General features: G+C 50.4%; 28 protein-coding genes and 4 tRNA genes. 16 read left to right on the forward strand and 16 right to left on the reverse strand.

Features of this window, described 5'->3' with window-relative positions; translation table 11 throughout:
• Nucleotides 1-19: 19 nt before the first annotated feature.
• The 3 genes from leuB to leuC all read right to left on the reverse strand — a co-directional run bounded on the left by leuB (nt 20) and on the right by leuC (nt 3,282).
• Nucleotides 20-1,099 (reverse strand): 3-isopropylmalate dehydrogenase, encoded by a 1,080-nt coding sequence (gene leuB / locus ACSV5M_RS03865; RefSeq protein ID WP_439174275.1) that lies wholly within the window; start codon nt 1,097-1,099, stop codon nt 20-22.
• 108 nt (nt 1,100-1,207) lie between these two features.
• Nucleotides 1,208-1,855, reverse strand: coding sequence for a 3-isopropylmalate dehydratase small subunit (gene leuD, locus ACSV5M_RS03870; RefSeq protein ID WP_439174276.1), 648 nt, complete (start codon nt 1,853-1,855; stop codon nt 1,208-1,210).
• Entirely contained in the window at nt 1,855-3,282 is a 1,428-nt protein-coding gene (leuC, locus tag ACSV5M_RS03875; protein ID WP_439174277.1) for a 3-isopropylmalate dehydratase large subunit, read from the reverse strand. Before leuC ends, leuD begins: the two co-directional genes overlap by 1 nt.
• Before the next feature lie 173 nt (nt 3,283-3,455).
• Here leuC and ACSV5M_RS03880 point away from each other — a divergent pair, with 173 nt between their 5' ends.
• Nucleotides 3,456-4,346, forward strand: a complete 891-nt coding sequence (locus tag ACSV5M_RS03880; protein WP_439174278.1) for a LysR family transcriptional regulator — start codon at nt 3,456-3,458, stop codon at nt 4,344-4,346.
• Between the two features lie 154 nt (nt 4,347-4,500).
• On the forward strand, nt 4,501-5,232 hold the full coding sequence (locus tag ACSV5M_RS03885) for a TIGR04219 family outer membrane beta-barrel protein (protein WP_439174279.1): 732 nt from the start codon (nt 4,501-4,503) through the stop codon (nt 5,230-5,232).
• A 56-nt stretch (nt 5,233-5,288) separates the two neighbouring features.
• Here the strand turns inward: ACSV5M_RS03885 and ACSV5M_RS03890 are convergent, their stop codons facing one another.
• The 4 genes from ACSV5M_RS03890 to prmB form a co-directional block, all read right to left on the reverse strand.
• Complete coding sequence (locus ACSV5M_RS03890) at nt 5,289-6,062, reverse strand: amidohydrolase (RefSeq protein WP_439174280.1); 774 nt, start codon at nt 6,060-6,062, stop codon at nt 5,289-5,291.
• An 11-nt stretch (nt 6,063-6,073) separates the two neighbouring features.
• Complete coding sequence (locus ACSV5M_RS03895) at nt 6,074-7,270, reverse strand: MFS transporter (RefSeq protein WP_439174281.1); 1,197 nt, start codon at nt 7,268-7,270, stop codon at nt 6,074-6,076.
• A 77-nt stretch (nt 7,271-7,347) separates the two neighbouring features.
• Entirely contained in the window at nt 7,348-8,448 is a 1,101-nt protein-coding gene (aroC, locus tag ACSV5M_RS03900) for a chorismate synthase (RefSeq protein WP_439174282.1), read from the reverse strand.
• 134 nt (nt 8,449-8,582) lie between these two features.
• Nucleotides 8,583-9,500, reverse strand: a complete 918-nt coding sequence (gene prmB, locus ACSV5M_RS03905; RefSeq protein ID WP_439174441.1) for a 50S ribosomal protein L3 N(5)-glutamine methyltransferase — start codon at nt 9,498-9,500, stop codon at nt 8,583-8,585.
• 263 nt (nt 9,501-9,763) lie between these two features.
• Here prmB and folE point away from each other — a divergent pair, with 263 nt between their 5' ends.
• Nucleotides 9,764-10,303 (forward strand): GTP cyclohydrolase I FolE, encoded by a 540-nt coding sequence (folE, locus tag ACSV5M_RS03910; RefSeq protein WP_439174283.1) that lies wholly within the window; start codon nt 9,764-9,766, stop codon nt 10,301-10,303.
• Nucleotides 10,304-10,349: 46 nt separating this feature from the next.
• Here folE and ACSV5M_RS03915 read toward each other — a convergent pair whose 3' ends face one another.
• From ACSV5M_RS03915 to ACSV5M_RS03940, 6 genes are all read right to left on the reverse strand, one after another.
• Entirely contained in the window at nt 10,350-11,291 is a 942-nt protein-coding gene (locus ACSV5M_RS03915) for a DUF4892 domain-containing protein (protein ID WP_439174284.1), read from the reverse strand.
• Nucleotides 11,292-11,296: 5 nt separating this feature from the next.
• Nucleotides 11,297-12,199, reverse strand: a complete 903-nt coding sequence (locus ACSV5M_RS03920) for an alpha/beta fold hydrolase (protein ID WP_439174285.1) — start codon at nt 12,197-12,199, stop codon at nt 11,297-11,299.
• A 53-nt stretch (nt 12,200-12,252) separates the two neighbouring features.
• Nucleotides 12,253-12,714, reverse strand: coding sequence for a phosphohistidine phosphatase SixA (sixA, locus tag ACSV5M_RS03925; RefSeq protein ID WP_439174286.1), 462 nt, complete (start codon nt 12,712-12,714; stop codon nt 12,253-12,255).
• Nucleotides 12,715-12,733: 19 nt separating this feature from the next.
• On the reverse strand, nt 12,734-13,123 hold the full coding sequence (locus ACSV5M_RS03930) for a DUF4389 domain-containing protein (protein WP_439174287.1): 390 nt from the start codon (nt 13,121-13,123) through the stop codon (nt 12,734-12,736).
• A complete protein-coding gene (locus tag ACSV5M_RS03935) occupies nt 13,120-14,142 on the reverse strand; it encodes an NAD(P)H-dependent glycerol-3-phosphate dehydrogenase (RefSeq protein WP_439174288.1) in 1,023 nt (340 codons plus the stop codon). Before ACSV5M_RS03935 ends, ACSV5M_RS03930 begins: the two co-directional genes overlap by 4 nt.
• Nucleotides 14,143-14,652: 510 nt before the next feature.
• Nucleotides 14,653-15,156 carry a flavin reductase family protein gene (locus tag ACSV5M_RS03940; protein ID WP_439174289.1) on the reverse strand — a complete coding sequence of 168 codons (504 nt, stop codon included), beginning with the start codon at nt 15,154-15,156 and terminating at the stop codon, nt 14,653-14,655.
• A gap of 256 nt (nt 15,157-15,412) precedes the next feature.
• On the opposite strand from ACSV5M_RS03940, the gene ACSV5M_RS03945 reads away from it, so the two are divergent.
• From ACSV5M_RS03945 to ACSV5M_RS03970, 6 genes are all read left to right on the forward strand, one after another.
• Nucleotides 15,413-15,489, forward strand: a tRNA-Pro gene (locus ACSV5M_RS03945).
• A 47-nt stretch (nt 15,490-15,536) separates the two neighbouring features.
• Nucleotides 15,537-15,613 (forward strand) — tRNA-Arg (locus ACSV5M_RS03950).
• A gap of 70 nt (nt 15,614-15,683) precedes the next feature.
• Nucleotides 15,684-15,759, forward strand: a tRNA-His gene (locus ACSV5M_RS03955).
• A 288-nt stretch (nt 15,760-16,047) separates the two neighbouring features.
• A complete protein-coding gene (locus tag ACSV5M_RS03960; RefSeq protein WP_439174290.1) occupies nt 16,048-16,512 on the forward strand; it encodes a hypothetical protein in 465 nt (154 codons plus the stop codon).
• Nucleotides 16,509-16,805: a hypothetical protein gene (locus ACSV5M_RS03965; protein WP_439174291.1), complete on the forward strand. Its 297-nt coding sequence runs from the start codon at nt 16,509-16,511 to the stop codon at nt 16,803-16,805. The genes ACSV5M_RS03960 and ACSV5M_RS03965 overlap by 4 nt, the downstream gene beginning before the upstream one ends.
• A gap of 346 nt (nt 16,806-17,151) precedes the next feature.
• Nucleotides 17,152-18,360 carry an IS256 family transposase gene (locus ACSV5M_RS03970; protein WP_439174292.1) on the forward strand — a complete coding sequence of 403 codons (1,209 nt, stop codon included), beginning with the start codon at nt 17,152-17,154 and terminating at the stop codon, nt 18,358-18,360.
• A 414-nt stretch (nt 18,361-18,774) separates the two neighbouring features.
• Here the strand turns inward: ACSV5M_RS03970 and ACSV5M_RS03975 are convergent, their stop codons facing one another.
• Nucleotides 18,775-19,545: a hypothetical protein gene (locus ACSV5M_RS03975; protein WP_439174293.1), complete on the reverse strand. Its 771-nt coding sequence runs from the start codon at nt 19,543-19,545 to the stop codon at nt 18,775-18,777.
• Nucleotides 19,546-19,583: 38 nt separating this feature from the next.
• Nucleotides 19,584-19,847, reverse strand: a complete 264-nt coding sequence (locus ACSV5M_RS03980; protein WP_439174294.1) for a hypothetical protein — start codon at nt 19,845-19,847, stop codon at nt 19,584-19,586.
• A gap of 378 nt (nt 19,848-20,225) precedes the next feature.
• On the opposite strand from ACSV5M_RS03980, the gene folD reads away from it, so the two are divergent.
• The 7 genes from folD (at nt 20,226) to ACSV5M_RS04015 (ending at nt 24,821) form a co-directional block, all read left to right on the forward strand.
• Nucleotides 20,226-21,080 carry a bifunctional methylenetetrahydrofolate dehydrogenase/methenyltetrahydrofolate cyclohydrolase FolD gene (folD, locus tag ACSV5M_RS03985; RefSeq protein ID WP_439174295.1) on the forward strand — a complete coding sequence of 285 codons (855 nt, stop codon included), beginning with the start codon at nt 20,226-20,228 and terminating at the stop codon, nt 21,078-21,080.
• Between the two features lie 82 nt (nt 21,081-21,162).
• Complete coding sequence (locus ACSV5M_RS03990; protein ID WP_439174296.1) at nt 21,163-21,474, forward strand: hypothetical protein; 312 nt, start codon at nt 21,163-21,165, stop codon at nt 21,472-21,474.
• Nucleotides 21,475-21,548: 74 nt separating this feature from the next.
• A complete protein-coding gene (truC, locus tag ACSV5M_RS03995) occupies nt 21,549-22,337 on the forward strand; it encodes a tRNA pseudouridine(65) synthase TruC (RefSeq protein ID WP_439174297.1) in 789 nt (262 codons plus the stop codon).
• Complete coding sequence (gene rsuA / locus ACSV5M_RS04000) at nt 22,334-23,023, forward strand: 16S rRNA pseudouridine(516) synthase RsuA (protein ID WP_439174298.1); 690 nt, start codon at nt 22,334-22,336, stop codon at nt 23,021-23,023. The genes truC and rsuA overlap by 4 nt, the downstream gene beginning before the upstream one ends.
• A gap of 3 nt (nt 23,024-23,026) precedes the next feature.
• Nucleotides 23,027-24,076: a methyltransferase gene (locus ACSV5M_RS04005; protein WP_439174299.1), complete on the forward strand. Its 1,050-nt coding sequence runs from the start codon at nt 23,027-23,029 to the stop codon at nt 24,074-24,076.
• Nucleotides 24,077-24,306: 230 nt separating this feature from the next.
• Nucleotides 24,307-24,382: transfer RNA gene (locus ACSV5M_RS04010), tRNA-Asn, on the forward strand.
• Between the two features lie 157 nt (nt 24,383-24,539).
• The gene (locus ACSV5M_RS04015) at nt 24,540-24,821 is read left to right on the forward strand and encodes a pyrimidine/purine nucleoside phosphorylase (protein ID WP_439174300.1); all 282 of its coding nucleotides are present in this window, start codon (nt 24,540-24,542) and stop codon (nt 24,819-24,821) included.
• 7 nt (nt 24,822-24,828) lie between these two features.
• Here the strand turns inward: ACSV5M_RS04015 and ACSV5M_RS04020 are convergent, their stop codons facing one another.
• Nucleotides 24,829-26,211, reverse strand: a complete 1,383-nt coding sequence (locus ACSV5M_RS04020; RefSeq protein WP_439174301.1) for an alpha/beta hydrolase — start codon at nt 26,209-26,211, stop codon at nt 24,829-24,831.
• Nucleotides 26,212-26,285: the final 74 nt, after the last annotated feature.

Genomic DNA, 26,285 nt, shown 5'->3' on the forward strand with positions numbered 1-26,285 from the left:
TTCTCTGTGCATCTGTGCATTAATGACTCAAAGCCGCAACGACCGCATCGCCCATCTGCGCTGTGGAAACGCGAGTTTTGCCTTCGGTATAGATGTCTGCTGTACGCAAGCCTTTATCCAGCACTTGCCCCACAGCGACCTCAATGGCATCAGCTACATCCGGCATAGATAACGAATAACGCAGCATCATGGACACCGACAGGATAGTCGCTAAGGGATTGGCAATACCCTGGCCGGCAATATCGGGGGCAGAACCATGGCAAGGTTCGTACATACCGCGACCGTCTTTATCCAGAGAAGCCGATGGTAACATACCTATGGAACCGGTGAGCATCGCCGCCGCGTCGGATAAAATATCGCCGAACATATTACCGGTAACAATCACATCAAATTGCTTGGGCGCGCGCACCAATTGCATTGCGGCATTGTCAACGTACATATGCGACAGCTCGACATCCGGATATTCCGGTGCCAGCGAGTCCATCACTTCGCGCCACAGCATCGTCGCCTCTAACACATTGGCTTTATCGACCGAACAAACCTTGCGATTACGTTTGCGCGCCATCTCAAAGGCGGTACGGCCGATACGCAGTATCTCACTCTCTGAATATTTATAGGTGTTGTACCCTTCACGCTCACCATTTTCCAGTGTTCGAATACCGCGAGGTTCACCGAAATAAATGCCGCCAGCCAGTTCGCGCACAATCAGGATGTCCAGCCCTGACACCACTTCCGGTTTGAGCGAGGAAGCTTCCACCAGCTGCGGGTATAACAAGGCCGGGCGCAGATTGGCGTACAGTCCCAATTGTGAGCGGATCTTCAGCAAGCCTTTTTCCGGGCGGATAGCGCGGTCAAGCTTGTCCCATTTAGGACCACCGACGGCTCCCAACAAGATCGCATCCGCCTGGCGCGCCCGCTCCAGGGTCGAATCAGCCAATGGGACCCCGTGTACATCAATAGCACAGCCACCCATCAATTCGTTTTCAAAGGTCAGGCCAAGGTTATATTTGTCGTTGACACAGTCCATGACTTTGCGCGCCTCAGCAACGATTTCCGGGCCAATGCCATCACCTTCCAGAATCAAAATATGCTTACCCAAAATACCTACTCCCCGTAATGTTCATTATTAATTGCAGCGCGCTATGCGCCTATAAAAATATAAGCGCGAGTGCCGTTGGCACTGCGCCTCGCTATAGATGGCGGAAGTTTATTTAACGGCGTCAAACAACCAGGGGGCTTCTGCGCGCCGCTTGGCTTCATAGGCACGAATAGCGTCAGCGTGTTCGAGCGTTAAGCCAATATCATCCAGTCCATTTAACAAACAGTGTTTGCGAAATGCATCGATATCAAACGCAAAGGTTTCTCCCGATGGGGTCTGTAGCGTTTGTGCCGCCAGATCAATGGTTAACTGGTAACCCTCGGTCGCGTACATTTCCTTAAACAACTGATCGACAGTCTCGTCGCTTAACACAATCGGCAGCAAACCGTTTTTAAAGCAGTTGTTATAAAAAATATCTGCAAAACTCGGCGCGATCACACTGCGGAAACCATAATCATCCAACGCCCAGGGCGCGTGTTCCCGGCTGGAACCGCAACCGAAATTCTCCCGTGCCAGTAAAATCGTTGCGCCCTGATAGCGCGGGAAATTCAGAGGAAATTCGTTATTCAACGGGCGGCCCGTACAATCCTGATCCGGCTTGCCTTCATCCAGGTAACGCAATTCGTCGAATAAATTCTTGCCAAAGCCGGTGCGCTTGATGGACTTCAGGAACTGCTTCGGGATGATCATATCCGTATCAACATTCGCCCGATCCATGGGTGCCGCAATACCGGTCACTACCGTAAAACTTTTCATTACACATTCCCCCATTCGCGCACATCGACAAAATGACCTGCAATGGCAGCCGCTGCGGCCATGGCTGGACTCACCAGATGCGTGCGCCCGCCATAGCCTTGCCGCCCTTCAAAGTTCCGGTTGGATGTGGATGCACAATGTTCACCGGCACCCAACTTATCGGCATTCATCGCCAGACACATGGAACAGCCAGGCTCGCGCCATTCGAGACCAGCCTCGATAAAAATATGGTGCAAACCTTCTGCTTCCGCCTGGGCTTTTACCGTTCCGGAGCCTGGCACAACAATGGCTTCCTTAACATTCGCCGCTTTATTGCGCCCTTTAACCACTGCCGCCGCCGCGCGAATGTCTTCGATACGCGAGTTGGTGCAAGAGCCAATAAATACCCGGTCAACATGGATCGAGGTCATCGGCTGGTTGGCTTGCAACCCCATGTACTGCAAAGCGCGCAACATACCTTCGCGCTTCACAGGATCGGTCTCTTTGGCAGGATCAGGCACCTGCTCATCCACGGCAACTACCATCTCCGGTGACGTACCCCAGCTGACCTGGGGCTTGATGTCCTCACCGCGAAGCTCCACCACGGTATCAAAATGTGCGCCTTCATCAGTGTGCAATTCACGCCAGGCAGCCACTGCCTTTTCCCACATATCACCTGTCGGGGCATAGGTCCGGCCTTTTACGTAATCGATCGTGGTTTGATCAACCGCCACCATACCGGCGCGGGCACCAGCTTCGATAGCCATGTTGCACACGGTCATGCGCCCTTCCATGCTCATATCGCGAAAGACCTGACCGGCAAACTCCATCGCATGACCATTACCACCCGCCGTTCCGATCCTGGCGATAATCGCCAAAACCACATCTTTAGGCGTGACGCCAGCGCCTAATTTTCCATCAACCTTGATCAACATGTTTTTCATTTTTTTGGCAACAAGGCATTGGGTCGCCATCACATGTTCAACTTCGCTGGTACCAATTCCATGGGCCAAGGCACCGAGTGCGCCGTTGGTAGCGGTGTGGGAATCACCACACACGATGGTCATTCCGGGTAAACAGGCACCCGTCTCCGGGCCGATGACATGCACGATACCCTGCCGACTGTCATTGATCTTGAACTCCACGATGCCAAATTCATCGCAGTTGTCGTCCAGGGTTTGGACCTGGATAAGGGATACAGGGTCCTGAATTCCCTTAACGCCGAACGCACGTTCTTTTTGCGTCGTCGGCACATTGTGGTCGGGCGTCGCGAGGATCGAATCCACACGCCAGGGTTTACGTCCAGCAATGCGGAGCCCGTCAAAGGCCTGGGGTGACGTCACTTCGTGCACGATATGGCGATCGATGTAGATCAACGCCGATCCATCATCGCGCTGCTGGACGAGATGGGCGTCCCAGAGTTTGTCATAAAGGGTTTTTGCAGCCATGGCTAACCTCTTGGGTAGTATTTAAATAGGCGGTATGTAAAAGCACGGTTACTTGATCAGGCGTGAACCTGTGTCACTGACATTTAGCGCTATTCTAAAAGCGACAAACCCATAAAACAAATTTATAATTTTTATATATTGCATTCCAAAATAGAATAGATATAGTAGCGCCCATGGATACCCAGCACTTGCAAGCCTTCCTCGCCATTGCTGAAACCGGCTCGTTTTCCTCAGCCGCCCAGCGTTTGCACCTGACGCAGCCCGCTGTGAGCAAACGTATTGCCATCCTTGAAGAGCAGCTCAATACCAGCTTATTTGACCGCATCGGTCGTCAGGTTTCACTGACCCAGGCGGGACTTTCCTTGCTGCCGACGGCAAGGAATATCCTCCAGGAAGTGGCCGCTGCACAGCGTGCCATTGCAGATCTCAAGGGCGATGTGCGGGGCAAGTTGAGTATTGCCACCAGTCACCATATCGGCCTGCACCGTTTGCCACCCTATTTACGCGACTATTCACGGAGCTATCCCGAGGTCAAACTGGATTTACATTTCCTCGACTCAGAGCAAGCTTTTCACGAAATCATTCAAGGGCGTTTCGATCTTGCGGTGATCACGCTGGCTGAAGAAATGGACTCACGCATTGCTGCGGATGTTATCTGGCGGGACCAATTGCGCTTTGTGGCAGCGCCAACGCATCCGCTTGCCACAGCCGAGCGCTTGTCATTAATGGATTTGACACCTTATCAAGCCATCATGCCGGATATGAATACCTACACCACACGCCTGATCCGCACATTGTTTGATCAACAGCAGCAAACACTGGATATCACCATGGTCACCAATCACCTGGACACCATCAAGATGATGGTGGCAATTGGTTTGGGGTGGGGAGTGTTACCGGAAACGATGATTGACGGAGAGCTGCGGGTATTACCTGTGCAACACCCGCCACTGACACGCCCCCTGGGTTGTATTTATCATCGTCAACGGAGCCTGAATAATGCAGCGCGAGCGTTCCTGGAATTGCTTAAGCGCGATGGCTTACATAATGCGAAAAATGTGTGATTTTCATCGAATATTCAGGATTACTTTTTTCCGTAAACCGCTACACTTGCACTCACATGGAAAACGCCACCAGCGAAACACATTATTTATTTTCATCTACACTTGGTAACCACTACATTTACGGTTTTAACATCGTCATCGAAGGACACATATCATGAAGAAACTGACTCTGGCTACAACCCTGGCACTTTTATCTCCTTTTGCAGCAGCTGATACCATCCTAGGCGTCTACGCAGGCGCGGGCCAATGGCAAGGGGAATACAGCGGTAATGCCGGCGACCCCAGCATTGATGTGAAATCTTTGGGTATGGACGAAGAAGACAATAACTATTACTACATCGCACTGGAGCATCCGGTACCGATTATTCCGAACATCAAGCTGCAAAAAATGGATATTACCAGCAAGCAAACGGCTGTTATTGATCAAACCTTTACTATTGATGGCACCACCTTCACCGCCGGCACGGAAGTCGCATCTGATTTTGATCTTAGCCATATGGATATCGTGCTTTACTACGAGCTGCTCGACAACTGGGTAAATCTGGATGTGGGTTTGAATATTCGTAAATTCGACGGTCATGTTACGGCGGTGAGTGAATTTACCAGCGAGTCCGTTGATCTGGATGAAGCCATTCCGATGATTTATGCCAAAGCCCAATTCGATCTACCGTTAACCGGATTTTCGTTAGGACTCGAAGGCAGCGCGATCAATTATGAAGATAATCGCCTGACGGATTACAGCGCCAAACTACAGTACATGTTTGACTCTGTGTTAGATGTGGGCCTGGAAGTTGGTTATCGCGAGATGTCATTGGAAATCGACGAAGATGTAACCGCCGATGTACAGCTGAAAGGCCCCTATGCTGCATTACTGTTTCACTTTTAATTTCCGCCTGGCACACCATACCCCGGTTTAAACCGGGGTATTTTTTTATTCGCCCGTCAATCGCGTAACTCAAAATTATCCGCATCCATATGCGCCGGAAATGCTGTGCGATACTCCTGCAATCGCTGCACACTTAATTGCACAATAAAACAACCGCTGGCTGCTTTTGCCTGAAGCAATTCGATACCATCCGGTCCGTACACCGATGAATCACCGTCGTAATGCTGGTGTTTTTCATCGAGACCAATGCGATTGACACCCGCCACATAACTCAGGTTTTCAATGGCGCGCGCTTGCAGCAAACGGTTCCAATGCAGCTCCCGCGCAACTGGCCAATTGGCTACGTAAATCGCCAGATCGTAATCGCCCCGATTGCGCGACCATACCGGGAAACGTAGGTCATAGCACACCAAGGGCAATACCCGCCAACCCCTCACCTCGACCAATACTCGTTTGTTGCCACTGGCGTAGCGTGTATGTTCGCCAGCCATGCGAAATAAATGGCGTTTGTCGTAATGGGTGTAAGTCCCATCGGGGCGCATCCAGACCAGGCGATTAAAATAATTTTCACCTTCTTTTACGACCAGACTGCCGGTGACCACCGCCTCTAAAGTTTGCGCTTGCCGGGCCATCCACTCATAGGCTCGCCCATCGATAGACTCAGCATAGTTGCGCGCACCGGCACAGAAACCGGTGGTAAAGACTTCGGGCAAGATCACCAGATCGCAGCCTTTGGCCAACAACATTTCCTGTGCGAATACATCCAGATTATGTTGCGGATTATTCGGCACTATCTCGTGCTGGATTAATGCAATACGCAAATCGTTCACGGCGATCTACCTCAAGAGTCAGATGATTCGACAACCGCATGCGCTTTGGGAAAAAGTCCCAGATAAGCAATAAAAAAAGCCAACAAGGCACAAACACCGCACAGGTAAAATGTCAGCTCGGCGCTATAGTCCCACAATACACCGCCCAGCAAGGCGCCCAAGGCACCGCCCGCACCAAAACTCAATGAACTGTACAGCGCTTGCCCCTGACTTTGGTGAGCGCCACCAAAATAGCGTCGCACCATCTCTATGGACACAGCGTGAGCCACACCAAAACTACCGGCATGCAGCAACTGGGCGACAACCAACAGCGGCCAGTACTCGGCAAAAGCGGCGATCAGGCACCAGCGAATACCGGTCACTACCAACACCCACAATAATAAAGTACGCAGCGAAAAACGCCGTAACAAGTGATGCATCACCATGAATACCATCACTTCAGCCATCACGCCCAAGCCCCACAACAGCCCAGTAACGGCGCTGCTGTAGTTGTGATTATCAATCAGGTAAAGGCTATAGAAAGTGTAGTAAGGGCCGTGACTGAGCTGCAACAAAAAACTCATCAATAAAAAACACAACATGGTCGGCTGCCTGACAATCCGCCAAAAACCGCCGGGGGTACGGCTGGCTTCGCGCAACGCTATGGGCTTCAAGCTGATGCTGGATAAACCGATCAACAACAGAAACGTAAGGATAAACACCGGTAGATAGCGAACCGACAAAATATCGAACAGCCACCCTAACAACATCACCGCCGCAATAAATCCTACCGATCCCCATAGGCGAATCTGACCGTATCGATGATGATCTTTTGCGAGGTATGTCAGAGTAATGACTTCGAATTGCGGCAGCACGGCATGCCAAAAAAACGTGTAGGCGCTGACCACAACCACGAGCCACACAAACGATTGATCGACAAAGACACCGGCAAAAAAAGCACAGGCCGCGAAGCTGCCCCAGCGAATAATGTGCAACCGTTGTTGCGTCCGATCTGCCAGCCATCCCCAAAAATTGGGGGCAACAATGCGCGTACCCAAAATAATGGCACTGATAATCCCAACATCACGCGAGCTGTAGCCCAGGGATTTAAGGTAAACGCCCCAGTAGGGAACCATGGCGCCCACGACACAAAAGTAAAAGAAATAAAAACTGGATAATCGCCAATAGGGCAAGGCTGGCGAGGCGGCAGATGACGGGGAGTCAGACATAAGAGTGCGGATAACGCCGGAGGAACAGGAAAGGATGACAGCGACCGAACCAGCGTCGGCCGCTATCGCGCATAGGTTTATTTAACGCGTGCAGGAATTACCGGGACATCGTGTTTTACGCCACCGTTTTGACCGCGATGACGCAGCAGATGATCCATCAATACCAAAGCCAACATGGCTTCGGCAATGGGCGTTGCACGAATACCCACACAGGGATCGTGACGACCTTTGGTAATCACTTCTACCGGGTTGCCATGCACATCCACGCTACGACCGGGAATATGCAAACTGCTGGTCGGCTTGAGCGCTATGTTCGCGACAATATCCTGGCCTGACGAAATACCGCCGAGAATACCGCCCGCGTTGTTGGACAGAAAACCTTCCGGCGTCATTTCATCCCGGTGTTTGCTGCCGCGCTGATCAACCACACCAAAACCTTCGCCAATCTCTACGCCTTTTACGGCGTTGATGCTCATCAAGGCGTGGGCAATCTCCGCATCCAGGCGATCAAAGATCGGCTCGCCCAACCCTGGCGGCACGCCTGTTGCCACCACGGTAATTTTGGCACCGATGGAGTCGCCCTCTTTATTGAGGACTTTCATAAACTCTTCCATCTCCGGCACCTTGCTGGCATCCGGACAGAAGAAAGGATTCTGTTCAATCTGATCCCAATCTACGGTTTCAATTTTAATGGGGCCTAACTGCGACAGATAGCCGCGCACCTCAATACCCAATACATCCTTCAAATATTTTTTGGCTATCGCGCCAGCCGCAACACGCATCGCTGTTTCGCGCGCAGAGGAGCGGCCACCGCCACGATAATCGCGCACACCGTATTTTTGCATGTAGGTGTAATCGGCGTGGGCCGGCCGGAATTGGTCTTTGATATTGGAGTAGTCTTTGGAGCGCTGGTCGGTATTTTCGATGATCAACCCGATAGGTGTGCCCGTTGTCTTGCCCTCAAACACACCGGAGAGAATCTTGACTTCATCTGCCTCGCGGCGTTGGGTGGTATAGCGGGATTGACCGGGCTTGCGGCGGTCCAGGTCAATTTGAATATCCGCTTCGCTGAGTTCGAGCCCCGGCGGGCAGCCGTCAACGATACAGCCCAATGCCAAACCATGGCTTTCGCCGAAGGTGGTAACGGTAAATAACTTGCCATAACTGTTGCCGGACATAATGCTCTCTTGCGTCAAAAATATGTGTGGTTATATCGGGGAGCCGGCGATTATACGTGACTGACGGGGATGCAGCACCCTTTCTCAGGCGCTCGCCCGGAACTCAGGATTCTTTTTACCGTGAGATCGCCCGACTACAACAGTCCGCGCTCGGCGGCGTCCTGCAATTGCGCGGCGGTCAGCAGGAATACGCCATGGCCACCGCGATGGAACTCCAGCCAGGTGAAAGGCAACTCCGGGTAGGCCGCTTCCAGGGCAACGCCGCTATTTCCCACCTCAACAATCAGTACGCCCTCGTCCGTCAGGTGATCCAGCGCTTCCCGCAGCAGGCGGCGGGTGAAGTCGAGCCCGTCCACACCTGAAGCCAGGCCTAACGCTGGCTCGGCGTGATACTCCGCCGGCATCTCGGCCAAATCTTCAGCGTCCACATAAGGGGGATTGCTGACGATCAGGTCGTAGCGTAGCTCCGCCAGGTTATCAAACAAGTCCGATTCAATAGCGCGCACGCGGTGGCCCACTTCATGGATATCGATGTTGCGCTGCGCCACTTCCAGGGCATCCCTGGAGATATCGCTTAGATCTACCGCTGCTTCGGGAAAAGCATAGGCGCAAGCAATACCGATACAGCCGCTGCCGGTGCACAAATCGAGGATGTACTCAGGCTCTTGCAATAGCCAGGGGGAAAATTGGTTTTCGATCAGCTCGGCAATCGGTGAGCGCGGCACCAGCACGCGCGAATCAACCCGGAACGGCAAGCCGGCAAACCAGGCCGTGCCCGTGAGGTAAGCGGTGGGCATACGTTCATCTATACGCCGCCGCAAGAGTGCAACCACCTCTTTGCGTTCCGCCAGGGTCAGGCGAGCGTCCAGAACATCAGGGTTAAGCGGCAACGGCAGGTGCAAGGCGTGCAGCACGAGTTGCAGTGCATCATCCCAGGCATTGTCCGTACCGTGGCCAAAGAAAAGCTCCGCCGCATTGAACTGGCTGGCGCCCCAGCGGATGTAGTCCCGCACACTGATCAAATCACTGCAGACATCATGCTTTTGTCCAATACTCACTTTTTCACCCTAGGCTGTCTAAATTGGAGCGGCATTCTACCGGGATATCAAAAACTTTAAACGAAAAAGCCCTGGCGAGATACTGATCCAGCCGGTAAGACTGGCGTAAAAAGTACTTTACGATTTTGTCGGCATCACGTAGGGTGAGCGCCCCCAGCGCGACCTGGTTAACGATACAAGATACCGGGTCAGCACAGTTTCCGATGAGCGACTTCCTACTGATAAAGACGCTCCTGAATATGGCGAGGACTGCGGTTATGAAAGAACATTTTGCCCATATCATTGCCGGCATTGGTGAAGACCTGAACCGACCGGGGCTGATTGATACCCCTGAACGCGCAGCCAAAGCCTTCCAATTCCTGACCCGGGGTTACAACCAGACATTGGACGAGGTAGTGAACGGCGCCCTGTTTCCCTCAGAATCCAGTGAAATGATTATGGTCAAGGATATCGAGCTGTATTCGTTATGCGAGCACCACCTGCTACCGTTTATCGGTAAAGCCCATGTGGCTTATATCCCTACCGGGAAGGTACTCGGGCTGTCCAAGGTTGCACGCATCGTGGATATGTATGCGCGTCGCCTGCAAATCCAGGAACAACTCACTGTTCAAATTGCCGAGTCAGTGCAAAAGATTACCGGTGCATCCGGTGTGGGTGTGATCATTGAAGCCAAGCATATGTGCATGATGATGCGCGGTGTGGAGAAACAGAACTCGTCCATGAAAACCTCGGCCATGCTCGGCACCTTTCGCAGCAACCAGGCCACCCGCACTGAATTCCTTTCGCTCTTGCGTTGATTCTGCATCATTTGCGCCCACGGAGACGGGCGCGCAAGAGGCAGCATTAATTATTCAATTTCACCACTTCCACCCGAGCACTTTGACTGCCCCGGCCAGCGGGCGCCAGACTACCCAACCCGTGAGTCACGATACGGTCCGCCGAAATGCCTTCTTTCACCAGTGCGGCCTTGAGTGAATCCGCATAGCGAAGTGAATCACGCTGCTGGTTAACGAGCGCACTGGCTCGATAATCATGCCCCACCAATGCAATCTTCCACTGCGTATGCCGCTGCAACACCTTAACCAGCGTTTCAACATGCTCCGGTTTGATGACCAGCCGAGATGTGCCCGCGTCATCATCTGCAACCGCACCGGGAAAAATATAAAAACCTTGCGACATAAACAGGCGCAGCAAGGAATCAGGGTCAGTGGCGATACTTTCCGCTGGCGCTTTGTCGCTTTGCAAAATATCCAGTTGGACCAGCACCCGTTTGTTGCCCCGCAGCACGGCATACAACGATACATAGTAAGGCGGTTTCTGGTCGTGAATGACTTCATAGGCCGCGTAACGTTGATGCTGATCCAGACCGTACAATTGAATCACTTTAAAATGATTGTTAGCCCAACTGTTGCTCGGCCCGCATTCACGCCCATTACAGCGGTACAACTCACGTGCACCCATTTTTTTCAACTGCTGAACGTAAAATTGAAACCCGTCTTCAGCGGTATGGGTTGAGGGCAGCTCCAGCGTCATGCGCGTGAGTTTGCCGCTGAGTCGTTGGTGGTGATCAACATTCCACATCCCCTCGGTCTTTTTGAAACTGCCTAACGCGAGAATGTAGTCGTCGTCTTCAAGCTGACTGCGGAAAACAACTCTTGCATGGGGAAAGGCTTCAAGCCCCAGGTCTGTTTCCGGTGTTTGAGCCGCAGCCCATCCTGCACTACAGACAAGTAAAAACAAGGCAAATACACGTAATTGATAGCGTTCTAAAACCGTTACAAGCAAGGGATTTACCTCAATTCGTTTTGTCGAAAATTGTTTGGTTTAGCATTTTTTTCACTCGGCGTTGCTTCAAAAAAATGATTCAACGACTCGGCAACAGCATCAACCTCTGCCTCCATGTGTAGGTGATGCCCACCGGGCATGACTTCAACATCAACCTGAGGAAAAACCGACACTTCGCGCTGAAACCCCGAAAACATCTTCGGGATACCGCTTTCTGCGAGAATTAATTTTATCGGAGCTGTGATTCGCGCAATAAACGCCTGCACATGTTCGCGCGTTAATTTAATCGCGGACGGCGCCAGCAAACGTTGGTCCGTGCTCCACTGATAACCACCGGGAACTCCTTTAACACCACGCTCGGTCAGCGCAGCGGCGGCGGCATTGCTCAAGGGAAACATCCCCCGTTCACGGGCTTTAATGGCTGAAGACAGATCTTTATAGAGAGATAGCGGCTTGTTTGCCTGCGCGCGCAAGCCGAGGATAGAACGCGCCAATTGTTCCGGAGCATCTGCCATGTTGGTCGGCTCAGGAAGCAAACCTTCTATCAGCGCCAACCGCGTTATCCGCTCCGGAAAAGTACCGGCGACCAACATACTGATGATGGCACCACGCGAATGCCCAAGCAACGTAAATTGCTCCCACCCCAATTGGTCCGCGATGGCAAAAATTTCTGCGACGTCTTCCCAAATATTGTAGGGCGCACCGCCTGGACGGTGAGAACTTTGCCCGTGCCCGGCCATATCTACTGCAATCACATGCACATCGCGCAAGCGGGGTGCTAATGCGTAAAAACTCGCGCTATTATCCAACCAGCCGTGAAGTGCAAGTACAGGTTGTTTACCCGGTTCACCCCATTCCTGGGCAGCAAAAGTCAAACCATCAATCTCAAATGCCAGTTCGCGCGGCATACTCAACCTCCATTAGCAATTCACAAAAAGCATGGATGAAGAATCGGGAGTTATCAGGTTGACGAATGGCGTAACCAGCGTAGCTTGCCCATATCAGCTGCAATAATTTCAATATCTATACACGCCAGCGAACTGGTGGCCATGTCGTGATAATCGTTCACTGTGCCGCAAAGTGTATCGAGGATCTTACTGACGAGAGGTTGGTGACTGACCAGTAATAATCCCTGGCATTCGCTGATTTGTAATTGATTGAAGAGTAATTGGGGGTCGGCATCCGGGCTTAGCAATTCGGTGGTGTAAGGCTCCATATCACCAATCAGTTCACCGGCAATTTCTGCGGTTTGCTGCGCGCGCACCAAAGGACTCACCCAGATGTGGGTCAATTCGCCGAGGTCATCAAGCGACGATCTGATCATCCTGGCCACATCGGCACGCCCTTTTGCAGTCAGTTGGCGCGCCTCATCTGTCGTAGTACGAGGCTCTGCTTCACCATGCCGCAGAATAAACAGCTCCATATCCACCTCCGCATGAGCGTTATAAATTGTCAGATTGGGTATCGCTATCGTTTTTCTTTTGCGCAACCTTGGCCCTTGTGCGAGCACGCGGCTTTTCGGCAACAACCACTGCTTCTACCGGCGGTTCTTCGTTGATTGTAGGCCAATCAGCAAAAGGAAACGGCTTTTCTTCGCTGTTGTAGGTGAGGAACTTCAGCGTCTGATAAATGAAAGTGGATAATGAATGGCCGAAGCTGCGCAGGTTGGCATTGTCCTGCCCGGTAATCAATGAAAACACAAACTGCAGGATTACCAATACCCACATAATAATACCGGCAACCTGCAACAAGGCGGCAAATAGCAACATAAACACCAAGCGCAACCAATGCCGGGAAGAGAGAAGATTTGACTTGAGTTCTTCATTATTCATGATCGTTTTCCTGCGTATTCAACATCATAATTTTGCTCGCCCAACATCAAGCCACGTGCTACATCAGCGATTTTTTTCTGTTCAAACAAAATACCATGTAAACCGGAGACCAGCGGCATATAGACTCCCAGCTCATCGGCTTTTTGTTTTACCTGGCGCAAAGTATTGACGCCCTCTGCGACCTGCCCCAAACCAGAGACTACTTCATCCAGAGGCTTACCCTGCCCCAACGCGTAACCCACGCGGTAATTACGGCTCAAGTCTGAGGTGCAGGTCAAAATCAAATCACCCACGCCAGCCAAACCTAAAAATGTCATGGGATTGGCTCCCATAAGGTTGGCAAAGCGCCCCATCTCGGCAAGGCTGCGCGTCAGCAACATCGCCTGGGTGTTATTGCCCGCACCCAGCGCGGCGGCCATACCACAAATAATGGCGTAGATATTTTTTAACGCTCCACCCAGCTCTACACCATAGCGATCACTGTTGGCATAAACGCGAAAAGTAGCAGAGCTCAACGTTGACTGGACACAACTGATGACGGATTGGTGCTCACTCGCAATCACGCTTCCGGTTTGCTGTTGCTGAACAATTTCTTTTGCAAAATTAGGACCACTGAGCACACCAATCCGGTGTGAAGGCAATTCCTGCTCGAGTATCTGGCTCATTAAGGTAAAGCCCTCCGGCTCAATACCTTTAGCCGTACTGATGATAATCGCCTCCGGCTTTAGATAAGGACGCATCTGACGGGTCACTGCGCGGAATGAATGACTGGGGATGGAGACAAAAATCAGATCACTGACCGAAACAGCCGCTTCGAGATCAGCGGTAATCACCAGGCTATCGTGCAGCCGGTAACCGGGAAGATAGCGGGTATTTTCCCGCGCGGCCTGACACTCCGCCGCCTGCTCGGGCGAGCGCATCCAAAGGGAAACAGGGTGTTGATTGCAGGCAATGATGTTGGCAATAGCTGTGCCAAAACTACCGCCTCCCAGCACTGCAACCTTTAATTTTTCACTCATAGCGTTCAAATCCAAACAACGGCGTCATTAATGACAGGAAAACTGTAGCAATTCTGGTGGAGAAAAGTGATATCCAGCGGTAACTGTAACTTTTTTGCACAATAAAATTCACATTTAATTTGTCCACATTTTCTGTGGATAACTTGGTGGATACATTTTGGGAAACCATCGCCAAGCCGCAAAATATCTGGCCCAACTACAAATTGTGCATTTTTTAACCTTATTTATTTTTCCCTTATAAATCAATAAATTACAAACCTTTATCCGAGTAAAAATCAGTTTTAGCGCAGCCTTTAAGCAAGTTGATTAATTCCGCACCCAAGGTGTGCATAAAAGGTTAGTGGACCTTAACCGCGAATCGACCGTAGCCACAAAAGGTTCATAATACAAGAGCATAATCAGGTAAATTTTTGCTGCGTTTTGCACCCAACAAATGGTCAGCAGAAATTAAAAAATGCCCACTTATTACCCACTGATAAACTCAGCGCACCAAAGCAAATGGCGGCGTTTTTACTCTGGCCGCATCAGCAAACCGTAGCGGCCATCCACATACAGTAACGGGTTGATATCATCCTCACCAACAAGCACCTGATGGATTTTGCCGACCACAATATGGTGCGTACCGTATTCCATCACCTTATCTGCTTCGCAAAAAAATACCGCCTGGGCATCCGTCAGATATGGCACACCGTTCTCGTCTTGCTGCCATGCGCCAATACTGAAGCGATTACGCCCCTGCTCGCGCCCGGCGCAGAGGTTGGAAAGGTCTTGCTGATTGGAGTTCAACGCGTTGATCGCGAAGCGGGTACCTTGCGTTGAAAGGTAGTCGTGCTGCGAAACCAGCTTGTTGATGCACACCAACAAAGAAGCGGGATTGTCCGATACCGATGTGACAGAAGATACGGTCATGGCGAATAACTCTCCGTCCTCCGTGCGCGCCGACAAAATGCACACGCCCGACGCAAGCCGACGCATCCCCAATTTCATTGCAACGCCTAAATTATTGTTTTGCATACAAACTCCCGACAGACTGACGCGCTATTCTGACCACAGAGCTGTGTTGAAACAAGAGCAAGGGTTCATCTTGATGTATCACGCACGGGGTCTTGAGATAGGAAAGGATAGGCTATCTGATCATTAAGCCAGCGAGACGGAGATATTCTGGCCAATCGATCCGATTATTTCAGCGAGTTAATCCTTTTCCGTTGACGATCTCCAAACGCATGGGTATCATGCGCACCTCTCGAAATCAGGTACTCCTGGTTTCATTCGGAGTGTAGCGCAGTCCGGTAGCGCGTCTGCTTTGGGAGCAGAATGTCGGGGGTTCGAATCCCTCCACTCCGACCACTTTACCTAGCTATAACGGGAACCTGCCAGGGTTCGACTTCCAGTATGCGCCCGTAGCTCAGCTGGATAGAGCATCCGCCTTCTAAGCGGATGGTCGCAGGTTCGAGTCCTGCCGGGCGCGCCATTTGCTAGAAGGCTTGGTGTCTTACCAAATAGCTGGTGAATGTGGTAAAACGTTGGTCTGCAATGCTACGGTGGCTGTAGCTCAGTTGGTAGAGCCCTGGATTGTGATTCCAGTGGTCGTGGGTTCGAGCCCCATCAGCCACCCCACTCCTTACATAAAATTTCCCCTTTACATTCAGTATATTAACCACTTCCCTGCCGCTCGTTTTTAACGATCACTCGCCCAACCAAGTATGTAATTTTTGAATTTGGGGGCACACTTGAAAAACTGGATGACATCTAGCGTTCACTCATTTTTTCAAAAGACTACGTTCACGATTGCTCGATTCGCTCCATTCCATGCTGCTCACGATACAGGAACAACCAGATTCGCTACTATGCTTCGCTGAACAGAAAGCAAAGCCCAAGCGCAAATATACACATTCGGGAGTATCCATGGATCAGTTTAAAACAATGGAAGATCTAAGGGAGTACGTGAAAGGTTTAGGTAAATTCTATGCCCGCCCCACCATCTCAGGCGAACACCCCACTCTGTATCTGGACCATTCACAAGGCCACATGGTGCACGGGATAAGAGTAAAGGATTATCTGTTTTCACCATGCAAGCAATGGGTCATTCCTCATGACCAAATGGGACTTTCTTTTTCGGCCCACTGGCAGCATCTTAAAGATAAATACAGAATGAAAACCAAGCACGCCGATGGGAAAGCGGTGAATGTTTATTGGGTGCTGGAAGCTGCTGATATTCCTGCTGGCCTTGCATTCATTCAGGACAAACGAGAAAAGCAGCATTATCTATTAACCGTAACAAAGCAGATAACTGTGTATGCGCTTGCAAAGAAATTAGCATGGATTGCGGACAGGATGAGCAAAATTACCGATGCGAGGAAAGCATTATGATTGAGTACAAATTTGAAGAAGAAAAAGATTTCATTCTTCACTATGCACGAAAGCTTGATCGTCCAATAGTAATTAAAGTCATTGAGGCTGGCCAAGCCGTATCATCAGAAGAAGCCAATGCATTGGCCAAGTTTTTTTGGGATATGGTCGATGAAATTGTAAAAGACAAAAAGAATGGTGAGGTTGTGGCGGGGCAATCAGATCTTGAGGCATGGAACGAGTACGTTTTTGAAAGCATTCGGGCATACCTCAGAAATAGCGGATATGAATCGGAGTGGGAGAAACACGCATAACCCACATTTGTATTAGCAACTTCCATCTTTGATGGACAGAAGTTTTCATAATTCTGTACCCGCTAGATAATAGACCTATAAATGACGCCACTCGCAAGGAAGCGGGCAACACTAATAACCCAGCAATCATTGTCATAGGAAAATTTAGCGTCACAATCAGAACGTGAGGAAGGCAGTAAAATATGGAACGATTATGGCTAATAAAATTGTCAACGGAATCGAAACAAACAGGAGATTCCTAGTACAGCAGAGCCATATAGAACTGGTGTCGCCGACATTATGGAGACTGTAATTAAATCTGTGTAACTGTTTATCATTAACCCAACCTAAGGGAAGGATACACAGTATGAACCCGAAAGACCTCGAAGCCTTCGCCCGTGAAGCGGCGAAACACATGAAGACCGAAAAGGATCTGAGTGACTTTACCCAGATGCTGACCAAGGTCGCCGTTGAGGCCGCTCTCAACGGCGAGCTGGATGCCCACCTCGGTTATGAAAAACACCAGAAATCCACCTCCACCAATAGCCGCAATGACCATACGACAAAAATGCTGAAAACCGAGGATGGTGAGTTCCAGCTCAATACACCCCGTGATCGTGAAGGCAGCTTTGAGCCACAATTGGTGAAGAAGCACCAAACGCGGTTTACCTCCATGGATGACAAGATCCTGAGCCTCTATGCCAAGGGCATGACCACCCGTGAAATCGTCGCCACTTTCAAAGAGATGTATGGTGCCGATGTATCTCCCACATTGATTTCCAAGGTTACTGATGCGGTAATTGAACAAGTGGTTGAATGGCAATCGCGCCCGCTCGATGCGGTGTACCCGATTGTCTACCTGGACTGCATCGTGGTGAAAATCCGGCAGGACAAGCAGGTCATCAATAAAGCGGTTTATCTAGCCTTGGGCGTCACCATGGAAGGTCAGAAAGAGTTGCTGGGCCTATGGTTGTCAGAAAATGAAGGAGCCAAATTCTGGCTCGGCGTGTTAACCGAACTCCAGAATCGCGGCGTGCGCGACATACTGATTGCCTGTGTTGATGGCCTCAAAGGGTTTCCTGATGCGATTGCTGCCGTCTACCCACATACCCAAATCCAGTTGTGTGTGGTGCACATGGTGCGTAACTCGGTGAGGTATGTGCCCTGGAAAGACTACAAGGCGGTGACCAGTGATCTGAAGCGAATATACCAGTCGGTGACCGAAGAGGAGGCGTTGCTGGCGTTGGAGCAATTAGGTGAGCGCTGGGATGACAAGTATCCACAGATTAGTCGTTGCTGGCATGCGCACTGGGCTAACCTGCGCACCCTGTTTCAGTACCCTGAAGACATCCGCCGCGCGATCTACACGACCAACGCCATTGAATCTCTCAACAGCGTCATTCGTCAAGCCATTAAAAAGCGCAAGCTATTTCCGACGGATGATTCTGCGAAGAAGGTTATTTACCTGGCGATTCGTGATGCTGCCAAAAAATGGACGATGCCGATTCGAAATTGGCGGGCAGCGCTGAACCATTTTATGATTGTCTTTGATGAGCGCCTGAGCGATTATCAGTAACCGGCAGTTACACAGAATTATTTACAGGCTCACATTATGCAACAGATATGATACACTTGGCATGTAATAACTCGGTAAATTTCCCCTATCTTTCCACAAAATTCATCTTTGAATTTGTACTAAGTGAAAAATTCTTGCACAGTAAAACAGAAATCCGAATCCTGCTTCACAAAGTATGCTCCACATTTAGCCGCGTAACTTGCCAAGCTCAAAGCATTCCAATTTTCATCGTCCATAAAATCACGCAGTGTCTTATAAACCATCACTATAGTCTTCCGATTTTGTAAATTATTTCACTACTATCTGTGTTGCTCCGGCAGTTCATTTGACCAAAATGCAAACCTTACCGTTCTTCCCAAGGAGGATAATAGTAAGACTTTATAAGAATAATTGAGTCGCAGTGTATTGTGAAAATTATGCTTCCAACTTCAAAAATTGTTGTGTTGGATACATTTTTTCAGCTGCCTGTCGAATCTCAACAAATTTTTTGCTTAAGCCGATATCGGTAGCAGCCGTATTTTCAATCATTATTTGCGCAGCATCTATTGCACCTCTGAAAGCATATTCAGGTAAAGCGCGCTGATACTCTTCCAATGAGCAGGAGCGATCTAAAAGATCTGCTTTACGCATTTCTGGCTGCAACACATTAGAATAGAACTTATTACGCTCGTAGACAGACTTAAGTGTTTGAATAAATCCATCTTGCTCGATGCTAAGATCAAGCAGCAAATCTGGAAATTTTGTTAGCACCAACGACAACTCGCCCACATCTACCCGCGAACCATCATGGAAATTTTCCACAGCCCGCATACTGAATGCAATAGAAAAAAAGTGATCTTGTTTTTGTAGTGTAAAAACAATATTTTTTATGGTATTTAGCTGCACTGCCAAATTTACTAGCGCCTTATTTATCAAAGCTACGTTTTTTTCGGTTTTTTTGTCTTCCTCTTCTTTACGACGTCTAGTTTCAATTCTATCGCTAAATTTGAAAGCAAAAAAAGCGCCTGCAAATGCACCCGCCACGGCTGTAAAAAAATCGGAAAGGACGCTGGTCCATGCAGGCAGCACTGCTTCAACTATAGCTAAGCTCGCGAAATACCAAAGCACTAGAGCACCGATGGCGATAAGAATGCCCACAATAATAGGATCGTTTTTTTCACTGGTCATTACTACCTTGTCCTCCATAAACTCGGCTCCCGAAAAACCCAATTAACACAGTATACCTATATCACGATAATTGGATCTAGCCGGAGCTTCAAGGTGACCCCCAGCTCCTTTTCACTACTGAAAGCACTATTCTGGTTCAGAGCTTGAGTATTCATCGGTGAACCATTATCAGTATAAGGATGCGTGTGTAATGAAGCGGTATTCGCCACATCCACCGCCTGAATTAAATCATTGAGGATCTGCAACAGGTTTACCGATTCACTACCCAGCCACACCTTGCCGCCCTCCCGCACTTTTATCAGCTGTTTGGCTACCGCCAACGAATCAACGATATTGCCTATTCGCTGTTTGTTTTGATCGCTGGCAGTGGTGATGTTCAGGTTACCAATGCGGTGAGACTATCGTGCCAGTGCTTAGCAGTTTGAACATCCTGAACCTCGCCCCCATTTTTTTGCTCCCACCACTTACTCTGTACCCTCCAAAGCAAGGAAAGCGCTGAGCGGATTCGAACCCGCGACCACTGGAATCACAATCCAGGGCTCTACCAACCGAGCTACGGCCACCGTAGCTATGGCGCGTCGCAACATCCCCCCCTACCCTTTTTCTTTCCCCCAAAAGCTCCCCATTTAACCGTGCCTGTGGGACAATGCCGCCCTGTTTTCCCTTATAAGATCAACTGTCTAAGGTAGCTTGAACCCATGTCTGCAATGGTCCTCGATGGCAAGGCGCTTGCCGAAAAAACCGAACAAGAACTGTCCCAGCGTGTTGCGGCGCTTAAAGCCAGCAGCAACGGTCAAACCCCTATCCTGGCCACCATTTTGGTGGGCGATGATCCCGCGTCGGCCACTTATGTGAAGATGAAGGGCAACGCCTGTAAGCGCATCGGGATGGATTCGTTGAAGGTGGAGATGTCCAGCCAGACGACCACCGAGGAACTGCTGGCCAAGATTCACGAGCTGAACCAGAACCCCAATGTCCACGGCATTTTGTTGCAGCACCCAGTGCCGGAACAAATCGACGAGCGCTTGTGCTTTGATGCCATTGCGGCCGAAAAGGACGTTGATGGTGTGACCTGCCTCGGCTTCGGTCGCATGAGCATGGGTGAAGAGGCTTACGGGTGCGCGACGCCGAAAGGCATCATGCGCCTGCTGGAGGCCTACAATATTCCCCTTTCCGGCAAGCACGCTGTGGTTGTGGGTCGTAGCCCGATTTTGGGCAAGCCTATGGCGATGATGTTGTTGAACGCCAATGCTACCGTCACCATCTGTCATTCCCGCACCCGGGATTTACCCGCATTAATCAAGCAAGCCGACATTATTGTCGGCGCGGTGGGTAAGCCTGAATTTATTAAAGCTGAGTGGATTAAAGACGGCGCCGTTGTTGTGGATGCCGGTTATCACCCCGGCGGCGTCGGCGACATCGAATTAAAGCCCTTGGTGGGTCGTGTTGCCGCCTATACACCCGTACCAGGCGGCGTAGGTCCGATGACCATCAATACCTTGATTTATCAAACCGTTGACTCGGGCGAGAAGAAGATCCGCTCGTCCAAATAAACCACCCTTCGGTTGATGTTGTCATAACTGCACTTTATGTTGGTTCACTGTAATCCCCCTGATTGATAACAAGGAGCAAGCAATGCGTAAGATAACTCTTTTTGTAATAACAGCCTTACTCAGCCTGAACGTGTTAGCCGCCGACAATATCAAGTACAGTTGTACCCTCGATGGCGTTGAGCGTGTTATTGAAGTGGTGTATCCAACAGCAGGCGAAAAATTGCCCTGTGAGGTGCATTACACTAAAGAGGGTGAAACCCAAGTCTTGTGGACTTACACCAACGAAGTTGATAAATGCGAGGTGCAGGCCGAGTCGTTTGTGCAAAAACAAACGACCTGGGGTTGGCGTTGCAGCAATGAGTCCGCTCCGGTTACCGATACCGCGACCGAGTAAACATTACCGCTTGAACAGCGACATCAGGCGGCAACCCGCCTGATGTTCTACAACCCGCCTCTATTAGTCATTCCATGTCCGACACCCTCGACATTCTTTATCACGACGAACATCTGGTTGCCATCAATAAACCGAGCGGATTACTGGTTCACCGCAGCGCTATTGATCGACACGAAACCCGGTTTGCGTTGCAGATGTTGCGCGACCAAATTGGCCAGCATGTGTATCCGGTGCATCGCCTGGATAAACCGACATCCGGTGTATTGTTATTTGCCTTGTCCAGTGAATGCGCACAACAATTCGGGGCCTTGATGATCAATAATCAGGTGCAGAAAAATTATGCCGCTATTGTGCGCGGTTTTGCACCTGCTGAAGGAACCATTGACCATCCGTTAACTGAAGAACAAGATACTTATACGGACCAAAAAGCCCGCAAAGATAAACCGGCGCAGGATGCCCTCACCCGTTTCCAGCGGCTGGCTTGCATTGAACTGCCGGTGCAGGTCGATAAATATCCGCAGAGTCGTTATTCCTTAGTCGCCAGCCAACCTGTTACCGGGCGGAAACATCAGATACGCCGTCATTTGAAACACATTAATCATCCGATTATTGGCGACGCCAAACACGGCAAGGGCAATCACAACCGTTTTTTCCAAACGCATTTTCACGCGCATCGCTTATTATTAGCGGCAACTGACACCCGTTTGCCGCACCCCGTTACGGGCCATCCGCTTCATATTACGGCACCCCTGGATAACACGTTTATGGAATTATTGAATCGCTTTGGCTGGCACACAGCGGTGCCCGCGAGCTGGCTACCTACAAATTGGCAGCCCACAAGTTGGAAGGGAGAGCAGCCATGAGACTGGATAAATTTATCGGCCATGCCACGGATCTGACACGCTCGCAAATTCATCAATTGATTCGCCAGGGCGCGGTAGCGATCAACCATGAAACCGCACGCAAAGCGGCACAACATATTCATACGGATGATGTGGTGACGGTGAATAGCGAGGTCGTTCAGCCGTTGGGTGTTCGCTACTTCATGCTGAACAAACCGACCGGTTATGTCTGTGCCAATCATGACGGCGAGCATCCGACAGTGCTGGATTTATTGAATGAACCCAATAAATCCAATTTACAAATTGTTGGCCGGCTGGATATCGACACGACAGGCCTTGTCTTGCTCACTGATGATGGCCAATGGAATCACCAGGTCACATCACCCCGACGCGAATGCAGCAAAATTTATCGGGTTACTACGGCGAATGCCATTGATGCACACACGGCGGATCAATTCAGTAAAGGCTTATTGTTGCACGGCGAAAAAAAGCCGACTCAGCCTGCAGAACTGCAACTGCTCACCAGCCATTCTGCACTGTTGACGATTCACGAAGGAAAATATCACCAGATCAAACGTATGTTTGCGGCGGTTGGTAACCAAGTGGTGGCATTGCATCGGGAACGTATTGGAGAAATTTTGCTCGATGCCGACTTACAGCCGGGCGAATACCGCTCATTAACTGCACCGGAAATTGCGAGTGTTTAACCAATGAATGACCTTGCCCTCGCCTGGCTTACGCGAATGATGATGCAGGAAAATGCTGCACAAGCCTTGTGGTGCAGCGACGAAAATGCGCTGACGTCTTTACCAGCAGCCGAACAATGGCCCCACAAACCACTCTTGATGACGAACCGCTGGGATATCGCCCAGCAAGCGGAACGCTTGGGATTTAACAGCCGTTTCAGCGATTTCGATTTCAGCGAGTTAAGTGATGCCTCGCTCAGCCACGTTTTTTATCGCATCTCCAAGGAAAAACCGGTTACCCATCACATCATTAATCAGGCCCACCGGCTCCTGATGCCGGGCGGCAAATTATTTTTGTGTGGGCAAAAAAGCGAAGGGATAAAAACCTACATCGATAAAGCCGGCAAACTTTTCGGCTGTACAGCGTCTGCGCAAAAAAATGGCACCGTGTATAGCGCCATTCTGGACAATATGCTGCCGCAAAATGACCAGCGGCTGGATGACAGTGACTATCCTCAATTACGCCCCATCAATTCGCCCCAAGGCATCACCATCCACAGTAAACCCGGCTTGTTCGGTTGGAATAAGATTGACCAGGGCAGCGAATTTTTAATTCAGGCATTGCCGGCCTTATTGGATCAACTGCCCCAACCGCCTAAACGATTACTGGACCTGGGTTGTGGCTATGGCTACCTGACCCTGATGACCGCCAACCTTCCGCTGGAACAGCGGGTACTTACGGACAACAATGCGGCGGCGTTGCACACTGCGCGCCGGAACTGCGAACTAAACCAGATCACTGCTGAAATCATCGCCGCTGATGCGGGCGATCAGATCCAGCAAACCTTCGACCTTATCCTGTGTAATCCGCCCTTCCATCAGGGATTCAGTGTGGACAGTGATCTGACCGACAAATTTATCCTCAGCGCCAAGCGGTTGTTGGCAAAACACGGGATTGCCCTGTTCGTGGTCAACCAGTTTATTCCTCTGGAGCGAAAAGCCCGGGAACATTTTCGGCAGGTAAATATGCTCGCCCACAACAGCAGCTTCAAACTGGTTACCCTGACCCATTGAGCCGCGTTTGTGCACAGCCTGGTCATTCCCGAATTGCACACAATCTCAGGACACACATCTCACCCAAGGCCATTTTGCACAGTCTTAAACCAGCTTGGGGAATATTTGAGCGGACAGATTTCAATGCTGCCTTTAACAGCGCTAGACCCATGATTTTTTTGAAAAAAGGGGTTGACCAAGGGGGTCTTCGACTATAGGATACGCACCACTTCCGAACAGGAAGCCGTAAATCCGCCTTAGCTCAGTCGGTAGAGCAAATGACTGTTAATCATTGGGTCGCTGGTTCGAGTCCAGCAGGCGGAGCCAGATTAAAGATGAAAAAGGCCGCATAGATTGCGGCCTTTTTTATGCCTGTTTGGTGGAGTTCCGCGCGGTATTTGTGCAGGAGATACGCTGCCAAAGCAGTTTTCGCGCTCACCACTAACCGCCCTTTCGGGCCCAGTTGCTATTGGGAGACCAGGTCATGTTTAACGTTAACGAGTACTTCAACGGCGCCGTAAAATCCATCGCCTTTCAAACCGAAACCTTACCGGCAACCGTCGGTGTGATGGCGAAAGGTGATTATGAGTTCGGCACCAGCCAGAAAGAATACATGACCGTCACCAGCGGCAGCCTGACCGTGACTCTCCCCGGCAGCGAAACCGCGCAAACCTTTAAAGCCGGCGAGACGTTTGAGGTTGAAGCGAACCAGCGTTTTAAAGTGACGGCGGATGTGGAATCTGCTTACTTGTGTTTGTACGAATAATTTGTATTTAGCGCTTCGGACAAAACTCTACCCGTTCGCTCGGCTCATCTAAAAATGATCGCAACGATTGATACACACAATCATCCGTATTGATCACTGCATGCCCCGTTTCCGGCACAACATGTAATTGACTGCCCGGCCATTCGTGATGTAAAGACTGCGCCCATTCTACGGGTGTAATCGGATCGAGCTCACCCGCCAGGATTAGGGTGGGCACATCCGGTAATGCTGTTGTCGATGCAATGGGTGTCGATGCCGTGGGTAGCAAATGACACGCCTGGTATTGCCACAAATCACTTGTGTAGTCGCGCCAACGCGGATGGGCTTCCAGTGCTTGCTGATAGGCTTCGCGGGATGATATTCCGTGGTCGCGACAATCCACCGCCATAAATACCAGACTGTAAAAATCCTCATCCAGTGCACTTTCTACAAAAGGCTCCATCAATGGCAAGAGTGCACGCGCGTCATTGTTGAAAACACCATGGATTGCCGCAGGAATGCGTGGCCATTGATGCTTGCTGTAGAGCGCTGAAAATACCGCTGACATAAACCGGTGATCATTCACCACCAGATCAACCGGAATCTCGCCATCGCGTCGCGGTACAGTCAAGGTCATTGGCGTTGCGCGTAACTGCTTCAAGGCAGCCGCCAAAGCTTGCTCAACAGGCTGATCAGTTGCACAGGTATCTGTGCGGGAACACCATTCAAAAAAATTGGTAAACGCGCGATCAAGTACGGCGGGGAAACTGGTAACGCCGCCACGATTGGCCGGGTAAACCGAATCCAGAATCACGCTACGTACCGGATGGTGTTCCTGCGTATCCTGGCGAGCCGATATCTTTGCTGCCTCAATAGCAACACGTGTACCGTAGGAAACACCAATCAAATTCCATTGTTCGTAAGGCAATAAATCCATCAATGCATTCACATCGCGCGCATGATGTTGTGTGCCGTAATGCTCGGGATTAAAGGGTTGTTGTGCATTACGCAGCCGGCCAAAACAACGATCCAATACGGCGTAACCTTCTTGCAGTTCTTCCAGCAATAACGTGTTGCGTTTTAATACCGCAAGGCTGAGTTCATCGTAATCCCGACAGTGGAGTTGAGGTTGACTGCGGCCGGTGCCGCGCGGGTCCATCAAAATTAAATCCCGCCCCAGTGCCATGTTGTCACGCCAACGCAACCAATAGGCAATACCGTCTTTGTGCAAACCGGCACTGGCACCCGGGCCACCTTGTAGATAAAACACAGCGTCCGTTTTATTTTCGTAGCCGGTATCTTCGATAATAACCACCGGCAAGATAAAACCGCCGTTTGATAGTGGCGCATGCAATTCACCGCAACGAATGGTTTCTTGCCAGGGAATCTCAAACCAGCAGTGTGTCGACATGAAGCGGTATTCATCCGCAGCCGGAAGTGCTTGCCTGATAGCTGGCGACGAGCCCAAATAAACAATCCAGGCTA

It is taken from the genome of Cellvibrio sp. ARAG 10.3, assembly GCF_051846955.1.
Taxonomy (GTDB): Bacteria; Pseudomonadota; Gammaproteobacteria; order Pseudomonadales; family Cellvibrionaceae; genus Cellvibrio.

What these genes read in the sequence shown, in the direction of transcription:
- ACSV5M_RS04015 (WP_439174300.1), top strand. Translation starts at nt 24,540, where the DNA reads ATGTTTAACGTTAACGAGTACTTCAACGGCGCCGTAAAATCCATCGCC.
- ACSV5M_RS03975 (WP_439174293.1), bottom strand. Translation starts at nt 19,545, where the DNA reads ATGGAGGACAAGGTAGTAATGACCAGTGAAAAAAACGATCCTATTATT.
- ACSV5M_RS03965 (WP_439174291.1), top strand. Translation starts at nt 16,509, where the DNA reads ATGATTGAGTACAAATTTGAAGAAGAAAAAGATTTCATTCTTCACTAT.
- ACSV5M_RS04005 (WP_439174299.1), top strand. Translation starts at nt 23,027, where the DNA reads ATGAATGACCTTGCCCTCGCCTGGCTTACGCGAATGATGATGCAGGAA.
- truC (WP_439174297.1), top strand. Translation starts at nt 21,549, where the DNA reads ATGTCCGACACCCTCGACATTCTTTATCACGACGAACATCTGGTTGCC.
- folD (WP_439174295.1), top strand. Translation starts at nt 20,226, where the DNA reads ATGTCTGCAATGGTCCTCGATGGCAAGGCGCTTGCCGAAAAAACCGAA.
- rsuA (WP_439174298.1), top strand. Translation starts at nt 22,334, where the DNA reads ATGAGACTGGATAAATTTATCGGCCATGCCACGGATCTGACACGCTCG.
- ACSV5M_RS03935 (WP_439174288.1), bottom strand. Translation starts at nt 14,142, where the DNA reads ATGAGTGAAAAATTAAAGGTTGCAGTGCTGGGAGGCGGTAGTTTTGGC.
- ACSV5M_RS03940 (WP_439174289.1), bottom strand. Translation starts at nt 15,156, where the DNA reads ATGCAAAACAATAATTTAGGCGTTGCAATGAAATTGGGGATGCGTCGG.
- sixA (WP_439174286.1), bottom strand. Translation starts at nt 12,714, where the DNA reads ATGGAGCTGTTTATTCTGCGGCATGGTGAAGCAGAGCCTCGTACTACG.
- folE (WP_439174283.1), top strand. Translation starts at nt 9,764, where the DNA reads ATGAAAGAACATTTTGCCCATATCATTGCCGGCATTGGTGAAGACCTG.
- ACSV5M_RS04020 (WP_439174301.1), bottom strand. Translation starts at nt 26,211, where the DNA reads ATGTCGACACACTGCTGGTTTGAGATTCCCTGGCAAGAAACCATTCGT.
- ACSV5M_RS03990 (WP_439174296.1), top strand. Translation starts at nt 21,163, where the DNA reads ATGCGTAAGATAACTCTTTTTGTAATAACAGCCTTACTCAGCCTGAAC.
- ACSV5M_RS03960 (WP_439174290.1), top strand. Translation starts at nt 16,048, where the DNA reads ATGGATCAGTTTAAAACAATGGAAGATCTAAGGGAGTACGTGAAAGGT.
- ACSV5M_RS03970 (WP_439174292.1), top strand. Translation starts at nt 17,152, where the DNA reads ATGAACCCGAAAGACCTCGAAGCCTTCGCCCGTGAAGCGGCGAAACAC.
- leuD (WP_439174276.1), bottom strand. Translation starts at nt 1,855, where the DNA reads ATGAAAAGTTTTACGGTAGTGACCGGTATTGCGGCACCCATGGATCGG.
- leuC (WP_439174277.1), bottom strand. Translation starts at nt 3,282, where the DNA reads ATGGCTGCAAAAACCCTTTATGACAAACTCTGGGACGCCCATCTCGTC.
- ACSV5M_RS03885 (WP_439174279.1), top strand. Translation starts at nt 4,501, where the DNA reads ATGAAGAAACTGACTCTGGCTACAACCCTGGCACTTTTATCTCCTTTT.
- ACSV5M_RS03895 (WP_439174281.1), bottom strand. Translation starts at nt 7,270, where the DNA reads ATGTCTGACTCCCCGTCATCTGCCGCCTCGCCAGCCTTGCCCTATTGG.
- ACSV5M_RS03920 (WP_439174285.1), bottom strand. Translation starts at nt 12,199, where the DNA reads ATGCCGCGCGAACTGGCATTTGAGATTGATGGTTTGACTTTTGCTGCC.
- ACSV5M_RS03880 (WP_439174278.1), top strand. Translation starts at nt 3,456, where the DNA reads ATGGATACCCAGCACTTGCAAGCCTTCCTCGCCATTGCTGAAACCGGC.
- ACSV5M_RS03930 (WP_439174287.1), bottom strand. Translation starts at nt 13,123, where the DNA reads ATGAATAATGAAGAACTCAAGTCAAATCTTCTCTCTTCCCGGCATTGG.
- aroC (WP_439174282.1), bottom strand. Translation starts at nt 8,448, where the DNA reads ATGTCCGGCAACAGTTATGGCAAGTTATTTACCGTTACCACCTTCGGC.